This is a genomic window from Arcicella gelida (assembly GCF_034931025.1).
GTDB classification, from domain to species: Bacteria; Bacteroidota; Bacteroidia; order Cytophagales; family Spirosomataceae; genus Arcicella; species Arcicella gelida.
Genome location: NZ_JAYGIL010000042.1, coordinates 1 through 15,930 on the forward strand (window position 1 = coordinate 1; position 15,930 = coordinate 15,930).

9 protein-coding genes are annotated in these 15,930 nt (G+C 35.1%); 7 read left to right on the plus strand and 2 right to left on the minus strand.

The genetic code is table 11. The annotated features are described in order from the left end of the window. Positions 1-173: 173 nt before the first annotated feature. On the minus strand, positions 174-2,207 hold the full coding sequence (gene metG / locus VB776_RS22405; RefSeq protein ID WP_323699106.1) for a methionine--tRNA ligase: 2,034 nt from the start codon (positions 2,205-2,207) through the stop codon (positions 174-176). Positions 2,208-2,913: 706 nt separating this feature from the next. After that, entirely contained in the window at positions 2,914-4,524 is a 1,611-nt protein-coding gene (locus tag VB776_RS22410) for a beta-N-acetylhexosaminidase (protein WP_323699107.1), read from the minus strand. 143 nt (positions 4,525-4,667) lie between these two features. Here VB776_RS22410 and VB776_RS22415 point away from each other — a divergent pair, with 143 nt between their 5' ends. From VB776_RS22415 to VB776_RS22445, 7 genes are all read left to right on the plus strand, one after another. Beyond that, positions 4,668-5,099, plus strand: a complete 432-nt coding sequence (locus tag VB776_RS22415; RefSeq protein ID WP_323699108.1) for a VanZ family protein — start codon at positions 4,668-4,670, stop codon at positions 5,097-5,099. Between the two features lie 149 nt (positions 5,100-5,248). Next, complete coding sequence (locus VB776_RS22420) at positions 5,249-5,905, plus strand: RNA polymerase sigma-70 factor (protein ID WP_323699109.1); 657 nt, start codon at positions 5,249-5,251, stop codon at positions 5,903-5,905. A 33-nt stretch (positions 5,906-5,938) separates the two neighbouring features. Beyond that, the gene (locus VB776_RS22425; RefSeq protein ID WP_323699110.1) at positions 5,939-6,958 is read left to right on the plus strand and encodes a FecR family protein; all 1,020 of its coding nucleotides are present in this window, start codon (positions 5,939-5,941) and stop codon (positions 6,956-6,958) included. Positions 6,959-7,257: 299 nt separating this feature from the next. After that, positions 7,258-10,602: a SusC/RagA family TonB-linked outer membrane protein gene (locus VB776_RS22430; protein ID WP_323699111.1), complete on the plus strand. Its 3,345-nt coding sequence runs from the start codon at positions 7,258-7,260 to the stop codon at positions 10,600-10,602. Positions 10,603-10,615: 13 nt separating this feature from the next. After that, positions 10,616-12,160 (plus strand): RagB/SusD family nutrient uptake outer membrane protein, encoded by a 1,545-nt coding sequence (locus VB776_RS22435; protein WP_323699112.1) that lies wholly within the window; start codon positions 10,616-10,618, stop codon positions 12,158-12,160. A 154-nt stretch (positions 12,161-12,314) separates the two neighbouring features. Next, positions 12,315-13,634, plus strand: coding sequence for a SusE domain-containing protein (locus tag VB776_RS22440; protein ID WP_323699113.1), 1,320 nt, complete (start codon positions 12,315-12,317; stop codon positions 13,632-13,634). 78 nt (positions 13,635-13,712) lie between these two features. After that, positions 13,713-15,575 (plus strand): glycoside hydrolase family 13 protein, encoded by a 1,863-nt coding sequence (locus VB776_RS22445; protein ID WP_323699114.1) that lies wholly within the window; start codon positions 13,713-13,715, stop codon positions 15,573-15,575. The last annotated feature ends 355 nt before the right edge of the window (positions 15,576-15,930 follow it).

A 15,930-nucleotide genomic window follows, 5' to 3' on the forward strand; every position in this document is an offset into this window, starting at 1 on the left:
TCTTAGCAGTAACAAAATACAGAAAAACCCCGAAAATTGCCAGTATTGACACTTCTTCGGGGTTATTTTATTGGCAATGTGTTGATTATTAAATATTTACAAGATTAAAGGGAAGCCAAAATAAGCCCCGATTCAAGAACCGAGGCTTTATTTTTACTTTTTGGATTTTTTTGTTAAGCCACCGTTCCGCCGTTCCACACATTTTTACTTGGTTGTACAAAAGCTAATGAACCGTCTTTGTCTTCCGCCATTAAAATCATTCCTTCTGATTCCATTCCCATCATTTTTCTTGGGGCAAGATTGGCTAAGAAACTTACTTGTTGTCCAATAATATTTTCTGGTTGGAAATGTTCGCCGATACCGCTCAAAATTGTTCTTTGTTTGATACCATCTTCAATCTTCAATTTCAAAAGTTTTTTACTTTTGGCTACTTTCTCAGCTTCGATAATTGTACCGATACGAATATCCATTTTTGCAAAATCATCATATTGAATTTCTTCCTTCAAAGCTGGTACTTCTTTTCCTGCTAAAAGATTTTGCATTTTGGCATCTTCTAATTTTTGTACTTGAGCAGCTACTGTTGCATCTTCTACTTTTTCAAAAAGTAATCCGATATTGGTTACAGTTTGTCCTTCTACCAATAAATCTGCACGACCAGCTTCACTCCAAGCAAAAGCTTCTACATTTAAAATCTTACGAATTTTCTCAGCCGTGAATGGCAAGAAAGGTTCTGCCAAAATAGATAGATTTGCTGCAATCTGTAAACCAATATTTAAAATTGTTGCGGTGCGTTCTCTGTCAGTTTTGATTACTTTCCACGGCTCTGTTTCTGCCAAATACTTATTCCCCAAACGAGCAACGTCCATCATCAAAGCCAATGCTTCACGGAATTTATAATTAGCGATTGAATCTCCAATTTTAGCTGGCATTTCAGCCAAAGTAGCCAATACTTGTTTATCGTAATCGTTCAGTTCGCCTAATTGAGGTACTTTACTTTCGAAATTCTTTTCTGTAAGAATCACCGCACGATTGACGAAGTTTCCGAAAATTCCCACTAATTCAGAATTATTACGCACTTGGAAATCACTCCAAGTAAAATCTGAATCTTTGGTTTCTGGAGCAGAAGCTGCCAAAACATAACGTAAAATATCTTGTTTACCTTCAAATTCACGCAAGTACTCGTGCAACCAAACCGCCCAATTTCTTGAAGTAGAGATTTTATCGCCTTCTAAATTCATAAATTCATTAGCAGGTACGTTGTCTGCTAAAATGAATCTACCGTCTGCCATACACATCGCTGGGAAAATTAAGCAATGGAAAACGATATTGTCTTTCCCGATAAAATGCACCAAACGTGTTTCTTCGTCTTTCCAATATTTCTCCCAATCTTCGGTCAATTCTTTGGTCATAGAAATATAACCAATCGGTGCATCGAACCAAACATACATTACTTTTCCTTCGGTATCTGGCAAAGGAACTTTGATTCCCCAATCCAAATCACGAGTCATGGCACGTGGTTTTAGTCCGTCGTTTAGCCAAGACTTTACTTGTCCCATCACATTGGTTTTCCATTCTGGGTGACTTTCTATGTATTTTTCCAAAGCTGGTTGCATTTTATCTAAAGGCAAGTACCAGTTTTTGGTTTCTTTCATTACAGGTTTTTCGCCACTCAAAGCCGAACGTGGATTAATTAATTCCGTTGGCGAAAGGGTTGAACCACAACGCTCGCATTGGTCACCATAAGCTCCTTCATTACCACATTTCGGACAAGTACCGATGATATAACGGTCAGCTAAGAAAGTCTGAGCCTTTTCGTCATAATACTGCTCGGTGGTTTCTTCTACAAATTGACCTTTATCGTAGATATTTTTAAAAATATCCTGCGACATATCGTGGTGAACTTTGTTAGAAGTTCTTGAATAAATATCAAAGGAAATCCCAAATTCTTCAAAAGAATCTTTGATGATCGTATAATACTTATCCACTACTTCCTGTGGCGTTACTCCTTCTTTTTTGGCTTTAATCGTAATCGGTACGCCATGTTCGTCTGTTCCAGAAATAAACTTTACGTCTTGTCCAGTAGCACGCAAATAACGCACATAAATATCCGCTGGCAGATAACAGCCTGCAATATGTCCGATATGAATGGGGCCGTTGGCATAAATCAACGCTGCCGTAACGGTGGTTCTTTTGAATGGTTTGCTCATAAAATTTGTATCGTTTGAACGAAAACGTTCATTGATGTTTCATAAAATTATAAAACTTTAAATAAGAGTAATTGTAAAAATAACTTATATTATAAATAGTGTTTCCCTTTGGAAAGATTTTACTTTTCTTGTCTTGACACAAGAAAAGTAACAAAAGAAAGTCAAGAAATTCCGAAACTCGCTTCGCTCAGACAGCGGAATTTCGAAATCTGCTTACGCCTGATTAATGTAAATCTATCATTCATAGATCCTTAAAAGATAATCTTACAATAAAAATCTATATTCATTCATTAAGTCCGCAAAGTTATAAAAATAGGTCGGATTTTGGCTATTGGATTTCAGTCTTCGGCTATTAGGTTTTGGATTTTAGGATTAATATTTATGTAATGCTGACTTATTTAGCAAGTATTCAAAATTATCAAATATAAATTACCTATTTACTTCCCATCAATTTGGACAACTTTTAATAGAACTCTTTGTAGCGGAAACTATTGCTTTACCTTCGCTTGAGTCTGATAAAGTATTAGTATAGGAAACGGCAACTGCAAGAGTTGCCGCTACACGTATTTTTTGATTGATAATATGTAGTGTCTTAGTAGAATTTCACAAAAAAACCGACTACCAAAAGCATAGCCATTGACAGTCGGTTATATATTTCAAATTCTTAAAATCCGACATCCGAAACCCGATGTCCGAAATCTAAAAGCTATTTCGCACTCAAAAAGCTCTTCGCATAATTTACTTTCAAGTTTCCTAAACGCTCAACATGTGTTTTCAAACGTTTGGTGAAATCAGTATAATTTCTTGTTGAAATTGGCGACCAAGCTACTTCTGCAACGGCACAAGCTCTTGGGAAAACCATGTATTCTACGTAATCAGTAGTTTGCATATATTCTGTCCAAACGTTTGCTTGGAGTCCAAGAATAAATTTCTTTTGGTCAGCTGTCAATTCTTTTGGAGCTGGTTCATAACTATAAACTTTTTCTAAAGTCAAGAATCCACCAATTGCCAATGGTTCAGTTTTCGGGTCAGCTTGGTAATGGTCTAAGTACAAATGCGAACCGGGCGTCATAATTACATCATGTCCTTCTTTGGCAGCAGCAATACCACCTTCTTCACCTCTCCACGACATTACTGTTGCGTTTGGTGATAAACCACCTTCTAAGATTTCATCCCAACCAATCATTTTTCTACCTTTTGAAGTAATAAATTTATCAATTCTACGGATGAAGTAACTTTGTAATTCATGCTCATCTTTCAAGCCTTCACGCTTCATTAAATCCTGACAAAAACGACTTGATTTCCATTGAGTTTTAGGACATTCATCGCCACCAATATGAATATACTGACCCGGAAATAAATCCATTACTTCTGTCAACACATTTTCTAAGAAAGTAAAAGTTTCTTCTCTCGGAGCAAAAACATCATCTGAAACACCCCAAGTTGTATAAACTTCATAAATTTTATCTGGATTACAGCCTAATTCTGGATAAGCCGCCAAAGCAGCTTGTGCATGACCGGGCATTTCAATTTCAGGAACAATCGTCACAAATTTCTTTTTCGCATACGCCACTACTTCTTTTACTTCTTCTTGTGTGTAGAAACCACCATAAGGTTTTCCATCGTATTTACCAGAACCGTAATGTCCAACTAAAGTTTGTTTTCTTACCGAACCAACTTCTGTCAATTTTGGATATTTTTTGATTTCAATTCTCCAACCTTGGTCTTCTGTTAAATGCCAGTGAAAAGTATTGAATTTGTGCAAAGCAATTAAATCAATATACTTTTTCACGAAAGAAACAGGAAAGAAATGACGACCCACATCTAAATGTAAACCACGATACACATAACGTGGAGCGTCTTCAATTGTGCAATTTGGAACAGATAATTTTAAGCCTTCAACTTTCGCTTCACTGAATACTTGCGTTGGCAATAATTGTAACAAAGTTTGCACGCCATAAAACGCACCTTTAGCTGTTTTTGCAGCAATTACTACTTGTTTTGAACTTGCTTTTAAGGTATAAGTTTCGTCGCCTAATGATTCATTTTTTACAAACTGAATCGAAGAACTCGCTAAACCTTTTTCTTTGATACTTACTTTTTTGCTTGAGCCAGTTACTAAATTCAATTGTTCATTCAAGAAATTAGCAACGTCTTTAAATTCGGAAGTTGAAACAATAGCAGTGTTTTTCCCTACCACAAATTCTCCCGCCTGTGGCGTAAGTTTTTGAGGCAAAGGAATAATGTTGTATTGATTTTGAGCGAAAGTAGTAAATGACCCAATCAACAACGATAAACAAGCAAATAGTTTTTTCATGGTTTATTTATTATGGATAATAGTAAAGTATTACAGATGGGTCAAAAGTAAAGTAAAAAAAGTCAATCATAAAATTTTCTGTGGGGTAAAATCAAAATTATTTTTATAAAAATGCAATATATTTCCGATTCGTAAAATTTTTAATGATTTCTAATACTATTTTACAAACTAATTTTAAAACTATCCAAACGATAGTTTTTGTAAATTTGTGTATGAAAGCTATCACAACACTCCTCAACTTCAAATTTCCAGCAATTTTCTGGACTATCCTGATTTTCGTGCTTTGTACGATTCCAAGCGAACATATTCCACAAGGCGAAAAAATGAACGACAAAGCGAACCATTTCATCGCTTTCGCAGGTTTTACTTTTTTCTGGTTATTTCATTACGCACAAGCTTGGAAAATTATTTTAATTGGAATACTTTATGGCATTGCGATAGAATTTTGGCAAGGTATTTTACCAGAAGATTTTCACAGAAGTTTTGATTGGTACGATACAGTAGCCGATGGAATTGGCGGAATTATTGGATATTTTATTTGGCTGATTTTCAATAAATTAATGCCAAAAAAATAATTTATTTGCAAAATATTTACTTTTTCTTGAACTTAACTAAGGGTGCGAACCCTTTTTTTTGTCTATGCTCTTAATTGAATTATTTTGATAGTTAATTATACAATTAAAATACACTTCATCAACAATCTTAAGAATTTATCTTTAAAATTATGTTAGAAAATATATCATCTCAATCAACAAATAGCTTTTCTAAAACTCAGGCATTTCAAGCACCTGAGACTGGAAAAGTTATGGATGATGAATTCTTTATCAAACAGGCTTTCATTGAAGACCCTAAAAAAGGTTTTGAATTACTCTACAATCGCTATTACAAACCTCTTTGTAGCCATGCCGTTAGATTTGTTTATGCAAAAGATGTAGCAGAAGACATTATCGGAGAGATTTTCTACAACATCTGGAAAAACCAAGTTTATTTAAACATCAATACTTCCTTCCGAGCATATTTATTTACTTCGGTTCGAAATCGTTGCTTTTTGTATTTGCAACAAGAACAAGGCAATCATAATCAATCTTTCGAAAATACTGATTTACAATTTCCAGAATCAAATGTTTCGCCCGATCAAATGTTGTTTTATGATGATTTGCAAAGACAAATTGAACAAGCCATCGCTCAATTGCCTCCTCAATGTCAGAAAGTATTTTTAATGAACCGTTTTGAAGGGAAAAAGTACAAGGAAATTGCAGACGAATTACAATTGGCAACAAAAACCATCGAAGCACACATCAACAAAGCATTAGTGCATTTAAGAGACGTTGTGCTGAATAATCCTTCGTTATTTAGTTTGATATTAACCTTATTTCTCTAACGAACCCTAAACACTATTTTAAAATTTATCGACATGACAACGCTGAGTAAAAATATATTATTTGAACACTTCGCAGGAAGAACAAGTCCTTTGCAAAAGAAAATGATTGCAGATTGGCTTCAAAATCCTGAAAATAAAGAAGTGTATTATAAATGGTTGGAAGACTACGAAAATGAATTTCCACAAATAATGGCTGATAAAGAAAGTGCTAAAGCGTTTTTTTTTCAAAAAATACATTCAGAAGCCATCGCAGAATTTGACTTAATTGTGGAAGAAGAATCAATACCAGAAAAAAGTATTTGGCAATTAACTTGGTTTAAGTGGACAAATGCTGCCGTGATTTTGATGGTTTCTGGCTTGGTATTGTACTTCCAGAAAGACCAATTGATTTATCAAAATTATCATACTGCTTACGGTGAAACTCAATCTATTGATTTACCTGATGGAAGTAAAGTTACTTTAAACGCTAATTCAACCTTAAAACACAAGCGTTTCAATTTTGAAAAGGAAGCTACCAGAGAAGTCTTTTTAGATGGAGAAGCAGAATTTTCAGTAAAACATAAAACTGACAATCAGCGATTTATCGTTAGAACTTCACAAAAATTAGAAGTAGAAGTATTAGGAACAGAATTTAGCGTTTTTGCACGAAATCGTGGTTCAAAAGTAGTGTTGAGCAAAGGAAAAGTAAAAGTAAATTTCTTGAATGGTACAGCTAAACGTTCTGTCATGATGAAACCTGGTGATTTGGTTTCATTGGATAAAACAGGCAAAACAGAAATCAAGGCTGTAAAAAATGTAAAATCTTATACCGCTTGGAAAGCTCATCGCTTTGTTTTTGATGATACTTCGTTGGAAGAAATTTCTTATCAAATTGCTGAAACATTTGGCGTTCAGATTAAAATTAATTCTGAAGAATTGGCGAATCGTACAGTTACTGGCACTTTCAGCGCCGATAAAGCTGATGACTTGATTGCTATTTTACAAGAATTACTTGGTTTACAATATCAAAAAAATGAAGATGGAACGTTGGTTCTTTCTGAAGTTTATGAGTGAGTTTTTTGAGACTTTAGGACTAGAAGACTTTAGGACTAGAAGACTTTAAGACTAGAAGACTTTAAGACTAGAAGACTTTAAGACTAGAAGACTTTAAGACTAGAAGACTTTAAGACTAGAAGACAAAAGAGGCAAGATGGAAGACACAAGACTTGAGGATTTTAGACAAAAGAAACAAGAATTAAGGATTTAGAATAAAAAACAAAACAATCACTCAATCACAATTCACTAATTAACAATTAAATAAAGCAATCTTTCAAAAGTAATTTATTTCCATTAACCAACATTTTTAAAAACACATGAAAAAACGATTATTTCGATTAGTGATAATCGGAGGAATGGTAACTGCCTTTAGTTACCTACCCCATCCGTTATCTGCGCAAGCTTTGGCTTATGCCCAAAACAAGCCAAAAGTTGAAAGAAGTACTGAAACCTCATCAAGCATGAAATTGCGAGATGCCATTCTTTCACTGAAAAATCAATATAATGTTGATATTCTGTTTGAAGAAAAAACCTTATCAGGCATTTCTGTTTTGCAAGAAAATGTACGCACGAGTAAAAGTTTAGAAAAATCACTTGAAGTATTATTAGCACCCAATGGCTTAACATTCAAGAAAGTTCGCAAGAACACTTACTTGATTGTTGGAAAAAAGTCAGAAGGCAGTACGCAGCCAAAAGTTACTTCAAATGAAAAAAATCTACCTTTTAGTACAGAAGGAAATGATTTCAAAGAAAACAATACCATTTCAGAAGTAAACGCATCTGCTACCGCCGAGCAAACCGTTACAGGTAAAGTAGTTGATGATAAAGGTAGTCCGCTTCCGGGTGCTTCTGTAGCCATTAAAGGCACTACAAAAGGTGTTACGACCAACACAAACGGAGAATTCTCTATCAATGTCGCAGATGACAAAACTGTTTTGGTTGTAACTTTTATTGGTTTTCTTCCGCAAGAAATCGTTGTAGGTAACAAGACTGCTATCGAAGTTATTCTGAAAGAAGACCTAAAAACACTAACAGAAGTAGTGGTGGTTGGTTATGGTAGCCAGAAGAAAAAAGATTTGACGGGAGCCATCACAAGTATTACTTCTGCCGACTTTGTAAAGGGAAATATTGCTACGCCAGAACAATTAATCACTGGTAAATTAGCAGGTGTGCAAATTACTTCAAACGGCGGTGCTCCCGGTTCTGCTAGTCAAATTCGTATTCGTGGAGGTTCGTCATTAAGTGCAAGTAACGACCCATTAATTGTGATTGATGGAGTACCTTTAGATAATGCAGAAGTAAAAGGTTCAGCCAATCCGTTGAGTTTTATTAACCCAAATGATATTGAATCGTTTAACGTATTAAAGGATGCGTCAGCCACTGCTATTTATGGTTCTCGTGCTTCAAACGGTGTAATTATTATCACGACTAAAAAAGGAACAAAGAAAGATAAATTCAATGTGAATTTCAGTTCAATGTTCTCGGCTGGTGTAAAAACTAAAAATGTTGAAGTATTAACTGGCGACCAATTCAGAGACGTTGTTAATGCAAGAGGAACAGAATCGCAAAAGGCTTTATTAGGCACAGCTAACACTAATTGGCAAGACCAAATTTTCCGTACAGCATTAAGCAACGATAATAATTTAAGTATTACTGGTGTGTTAAAAGACATTCCTTATCGTGTTTCGGTGGGTCATACTAATCAAAATGGTATTTTATTAACATCTGGTTTAGAAAGAACTTCTGGTTCATTCGGAATTAGTCCGATGTTATTCAATAACAGTTTAAAAATTGATGTTAACGTAAAAGCATCATCGACAAAAAGTAATTTTGCTGACGAAGGTGCAATAGGAACAGCTATCGGCTTTGACCCAACACAACCTGTTTACGTAGAAAATCAAACTTATGGTGGCTATTTCAATTGGCTAGAAAGCAGTGGCAATATTGTGTCACTGGCACCATCAAACCCTTTGGCTTTATTGAATTTAAAAAGTAATAAAGCAACCGTAAACCGTATCATCGCCAATGTACAGTTTGATTACAAATTTCCATTCTTGCCTGAATTAAAAGCCAATTGGAATCTTGGTCTCGACCGTTCAAGTACTGATGGAAAAGAATCTGCTTCCAACTTAGTTTCTGCCAATTTATTTACGAATAATGGTTCAAATGGCTATTATACACAAAGCCGCAACAATTTTACAAATCAGTTTTATTTGAATTATGTGAAAGAATTTTCAAACCAAACCATCAATGTAATGGCTGGTGTTGAAAATCAAGGTTTTGTTAGAGACGAAGAAAGTGGAACTACTTTCGGAAATCCTACAGTACCAAGCACAAAATCGTATTTCAAAACAGATTATGCTTTGTTATCATACTTTGGTCGTGTGAATTACTCATTGGCAGACAAGTATTTAGCAACATTTACACTTCGTCGTGATGGTTCTTCTCGTTTTGCAGAAAATAATCGTTGGGGAACATTTCCATCAGCTGCTTTAGCTTGGAAAATCAATAATGAATTCAAAGACAGTCAGACATTTTCAGACTTAAAACTTCGTTTGGGTTGGGGGATTACTGGTCAGCAAGATATTTCTTCTGGCGACTATCCGTACTTAAATGCTTATACGCCAAGCCAAGGAATCAAATACCAAATTGGTAATACTTTTTACACGTTACTTCGTCCAAATGCCTATGACCCTAACATCAAATGGGAACAAACAGCGTCAACCAATATTGGTTTAGATTTTGGTTTGAAAAAATCTCGTATTTCAGGAAGTATCGATTTATACAGAAAACTTACTTCTGATTTGATTAACGAAATCGACGTAGCCGCTGGAACAAACTTTAGTAATAAAGTAGTAACCAACGTAGGTTCATTAGAGACAAAAGGCGTTGAAGTAATTGTAAACTACTCTCCTATTTTAACAGAAAACTTCAACTGGGATTTAAGTGCCAACTTTACTTATAACCAACGTAAAATCACAGCTTTAACCAAAGTTGATAATCCAACTTATGTAGGAGTACAAGTAGGTGGCATTGAAGGCGGAACAGGAAACAGCATCCAAGTACATTCTACTGGCTATGTTCCAAACGCTTTCTTTGTTTATAAACAAGTATATGATGCCAATGGAAAACCATTAGAAGGCGTTTTTGAAGATTTGAATGGCGATGGAAAAATCACAGATTTAGACCGTTATCGTTATAAAGGATCAGCACCAGATTATTTATTTGGTTTTACTTCACAAATGACTTACAAAAAAGCAAGCTTTGGATTTGTATTGCGTTCGAATGTTGGGAATTATGCTTACAACAACATTTTCTCGAACAGAGGGGTTTACTCTAACTTATTCAACTCAGGCTTCAACAGCAATTTATCGACGAATGTGTTAGAAACAGGTTTCAAAACTGGAACGGTAGAAACTCGTATGTCAGATTATTATGTACAAAACGCTTCATTCTTGAGAATGGATAATATCAATTTAGGTTATAACCTGAGCGATTTAATCAAAATCAAAAATGTAAGAGCTCAATTATCATTTATCGTACAAAATGTATTTGTTATCACAAATTACAAAGGATTAGATCCAGAATTAAGAGACGGCATTGGCAATCAAGTGTATCCACGTCCACGTACTTATTCTTTGGGCTTAAATGTTAATTTTTAATCAGGAAATCACAATGAAACATATATTTAAAAACGTATTAACCGCAGCGATTCTTTGTTTTTCATTGAATTCATGCAAAGATTTAGATACCGTTCCTTATGTAGGAGAAGTATCAGAATTAGTATATAAAGACCCCGCTAACTATAAACTTATCTTAGCCAAAATGTACGCAGGTTTGGCAGCATCAGGTTTGAAAAACGGTGATAACGATGTAGATTTAAAAGGCTACGACGGCGGTTCGCAAAGTTATATGCGTGCTTATTGGTACTTGCAAGAATTCACTACCGACGAATTGGTTTGTAGATGGAATGACCCTGGCGTACCAGATTTACATGCTATGAACTGGACGGCTTCTAATTCATTTACAGCCGCTTTTTATTCTCGTATTTTGTTCCAAGTAGCGGTTTCTAATGAATTTTTACGTGAAACGACCGATGCAAAATTGAGCAGTCGTGGCGTTACTAATTCTCAGGATATTAAAAACTATCGTGCAGAAGCTCGTTTCTTACGTGCATTGGCTTATGCTCATGCGATTGATTTATACGGAAATGTACCATTAATTACAGAAAACGAACAAGTAGGTGCTACTTTACCAAAACAGGCTACTCGTGCTGAACTATTTGCTTATGTAGAATCTGAATTATTGGCTTTGGATAGCGAATTACCTGCCCCAAAAACTAACGAATATGGCAGAGCAGACAAAGCAGTTGCTTGGATGACTTTAGCGAAACTTTATTTGAATGCAGAAGTATATATCGGACAAAAGAAATATACAGAAGCAGCCGCAGTTGCTAAAAAAGTAATTGATGCAGGTTATACATTAGCGAGCAATTACAAAACTAATTTCTTGGCGGATAATAATACTTCTAAAGAAATCATTTTCAGCATCAATTTCGATGGAAATGAAACACAAACTTATGGTGTAACTACCTTGGCAATTAATGGCTCAATTGGCGGAGCAATGAATCCTGCGGATTACGGAACTGAACAAAAATGGGCTGGTTTCCGTACAACTAAACAGTTAGTCAATCTTTTCGACGACAAAGCCGACAAAAGAGCGCTTTTCTATACAAATGGTCAGCAATTAGAAATTGATGAGTTCAGTACTTTCGAAAACGGTTATGCCGTAACAAAGTTCTCTAACTTAACAAGTGCTGGCGTAAAAGGTAAAAATGCACAATTTGCTGATACAGATTTCCCATTATATCGTTTGGCTGATGCTTATTTAACTTATGCAGAAGCCGTTACTCGTGGTGGTTCTGGTGATAATACGTTGGCTTTAAATTTGGTTAATCAGCTTCGTGCTCGTGCTGGTGCTGGCAATTTATCAAATCTTACTTTGAATGATTTATTGAATGAAAGAGGTCGTGAATTATTCTGGGAAGGTCATCGTCGTACAGATTTAATTCGTTTTGGCAAATTTACTTCTGGTTATAATTGGGCTTGGAAAGGTGGCGTAAAAGAAGGAAAAGATGTAGAAGCTTTCCGTACTTTATTCCCATTGGCATCTGGCGACATCATCGCTAACCCAACTTTAAAGCAAAATACTGGATACTAAAAGCTTTAGGCAATAGGCTGTAAGCTTTAGGCTATAAAATAATTAGTCTATTTCTTACAAGTAAGATAAAAGCTGAAGGTTTTAGAATAATTGCCTATCGCCTAAAGCTTATAGCATAAAGCAAAAAAATCAGACAAAAAACAGCAATCAAACGATGAAAACAATACAAAAAATATTCCTGTTAAGCCTTGTTTTCGTACTGGCTTTGGGATGTAAAAAAGACGAAGAAATGGCAATGCTAGATGGCAATGCTGTTCCTGTTGTTACTTTATCATCAAGCAACCTTGTTTTAGATAAAGATAAAGCAGATACAGAAGTACTTACTGTGTCTTGGGAAAAGCCCAATTATGGTTTTGCTGCGGCTCCATCTTACACCATTTTAATTGATAAAAAAGGTGGAGATTTTACCAAAGCAGTTAACGTCGTTACTGGAACAGAACTCAAAAAAGTATTCAAAGCATCTGAATTAAATGCTATTTTATTAGGTTTCGGTTTTTTGCCTGGAACTGTAAATGATTTAGATATTAAAGTACAATCGTCGCTAGGGGCTTCAACAGTGTTGAGTTCAACAATGAATACTTTAAAAGCAACACCATACTCTGCCAAATTAGACCTAAGTACGACTTGGGGCGTAGTAGGAAGCGCAGCAAACAATTGGGGAGCAACACCAGATTTACCTTTCTATAAAACCGATGCAGTAAATGTTTTGGTAGCTTATGTTACTTTAACTGACGGAGAAATCAAATTCCGCCAAAACAACGATTGGACAGTAAATCTTGGTGGAAGTGACGGTACTTTAAGTAGCGGTGGAAACAATATTGCCGTAAAAGCAGGTACTTATAAAATCACGTTCAATCCTGTTGCTCTAACTTATAAAATCGAGAAATATGCTTGGGGAATTGTAGGAAGTGCCGCTAACAACTGGGGTGCAACACCAGATTTACCTTTAAGTTATGACCCAACAGTTGACCTTTGGACAGGTGTTGTTGATTTAATTGATGGTGAAATTAAAATCCGTAAAGACAACGATTGGGGTACAAATTACGGTGGTTCAGGTGGTGTATTGAAAGATGGTGGTGATAACATTGCTGTAAAAAAAGGTACTTATCTGATTACTGTTGATTTCAAAAAATTAACTTATACCATCACAAAATATGCACCTTGGGGAATTGTTGGTGCTGCCACAGCAACTGGTTGGGGCGATAAACCAGACCAAAAGTTTACGTATGATTTAAGTACTGAAACTTGGGTTTTGAAAGGAGTAGTTTTAAAAGCAGACCAATTCAAATTCCGTTTGAATGATGACTGGGGAACAAATTATGGTACTACTGCCGCTGCTGCACAAGCAATTGGCACAAGTGGTGCTTTAAAATTAGGAGGAGAAAACTTTATCGCTACAGCTGGTACTTATGATTTCGAACTTAATTTAAAGGATGCTGCTAACCCAACTTACAAAGCAACCAAAGTAAAATAATTCATAATAAATTTATTTCTTAAATCTGCATAGCTTTGCTCATGCAGATTTTTTTTAACCATTGAACAGACAAATACTATGAAAAAGATATTTCAACTTTTAAGCTATCTTTTCTTGATGCAAATTTCTGTTTTTGCACAAGAAAAGATTCAGCATATCGAACCTTTAAATTGGTGGGTAGGCATGAAAAATCCTGCTTTACAATTATTGGTTCATGGAAAAAACATTGCATCGTTTACTCCTAAAATCAATTATAAAGGTGTTTCTATTACAAAAGTCAATAAAGTAGGAAATCCGAATTACTTATTTATCGACCTCCTGATTGCTCCAGAAACACAAGCAGGAGAAGTGAAAATCATTTTTGAAAACAGTAGAAAAGAAACTTTCACTTACAATTATTCTTTACTGAAAAGACAAAATAAATCTGCCGAAAGAGTCGGTTTTAACAGTAGTGATGTCTTGTACATGATTACTCCCGACCGTTTCGCCAATGGAAATCCTCAAAATGACAATGTGGCGAATTTTAAAGATTCCCTTAACCGAAAAGATCTAACAGGCAGACATGGAGGCGATATTGAGGGAATTATTAAACATTTAGATTATATCCAAAATCTTGGAATGACAGCTCTTTGGATAAATCCTTTGGTAGAAAACAATCAGCAAAAAACTTCTTATCATGGTTATGCCATTACTAATTTCAGTAAAATTGATGCTCGATTTGGGACTAATGAAGACTATGTACGACTATCAAAAGAGGCAAAAAAACACGGAATCAAATTAGTGATGGATATGGTTTTGAATCATTGTGGTTCTGAACATTGGTGGATGAAAGATTTCCCAAGTAAAGATTGGGTGAACTTTCAAGACAGCCCAAAAACGATTTACTCTACTCACCGTCGAGAAAGTCTTCACGACCCTTACGCTGCTGAATATGATATTACTTCACACAGCGACGGTTGGTTCGATTCAACTATGCCCGATTTGAATCAGCGAAATCCATTCATGGCAAATTATCTCATTCAGAATTCCATTTGGTGGGTTGAATATGCTGATTTAGGTGGAATCAGAATGGATACTTGGCCTTATCCAGACAAGAATTTCATGAGTGTTTGGAGTAAAAGAATGGAGCAGGAATATCCAAAATTCAACATTGTAGGCGAAGAATGGTCATTAAACCCAAGTATCGTTTCGGCTTGGCAAAAAGGAAAAGTAAACAAAAATGGGTATGTTTCGTATTTAAGAAGTTTGATGGATTTTCCAACAAATGCGGCTTTGATTGAGGCTTTGAACACCGATGAAAAGGTGTGGAATCAAGGTTTTACAAAATTGTATCAAACCATAGCCAATGATTTTGTGTATGCAAACCCAAACGATTTAATGATTTTCCCAGATAATCATGACATGAGTCGTTTCTTCACCCAACTTCACGAAGATTATGGGAAATTCAAAAATGGCATGGCGTTTTTGTTAACGACCAGAGGTATTCCACAAATTTATTATGGTACAGAAATCTTGATGACAAACCCTAAAAGTGATGCTCATGGAGAAATCAGAAGTGATATGCCTGGCGGTTGGGCTGGTGATAGTAAAAATGTTTTCACCGAAACAAATATGACTCCAGCAGAAATTGAAGCCAAAAAATTTGTAAGTACTTTATTGAAATGGCGAAAAAATGCACCTGTAATTCATTCAGGGAAATTAAAACATTTTGCTCCAGAAAATGGATTTTACGTACAATTCAGATATAACGACAAACAAAAAATCATGGTTATTCTGAATAAAAATCAAGAAGCCAAAACTTTAGAAATGAGTAAATTCAAAGAAATTTTAAAACCTAATTTCAGTGCGAGAGATATTATTAGCAATCAAACTTTTGAAGTAAATGGTAGCCTTACTATCGCTCCCAACAATCCACTTGTTTTAGAAATCTTCGAAAAATAAATACTCTTTCATAATACTTCTCTGTGTTTTTACGCTAAAGTTCAAATACAGAGAAGCATTATGAACAAAATCTTCCCCTCCTTTCTCCCCTTTTTCTGCATTCATTGATTAATCATTCTTTCATTAAAAATCACGATTTATACATTCTGGAATAAGCATCAATTTTGCTGTTTTTTCATTTATCTTTGTGTAATTACTAAAATCGGTTATCAATAAAAAATATTTTTTTAACGTTTAAATAGAATTTTGCTCATTAGTTTTTCAAAAATTTACATTTGACAAATTCAAAAGAAATCCAATCTCATTATAATCACTTAACAAATGGTAAATAAAGACTTTAATTTTCATTTTACTC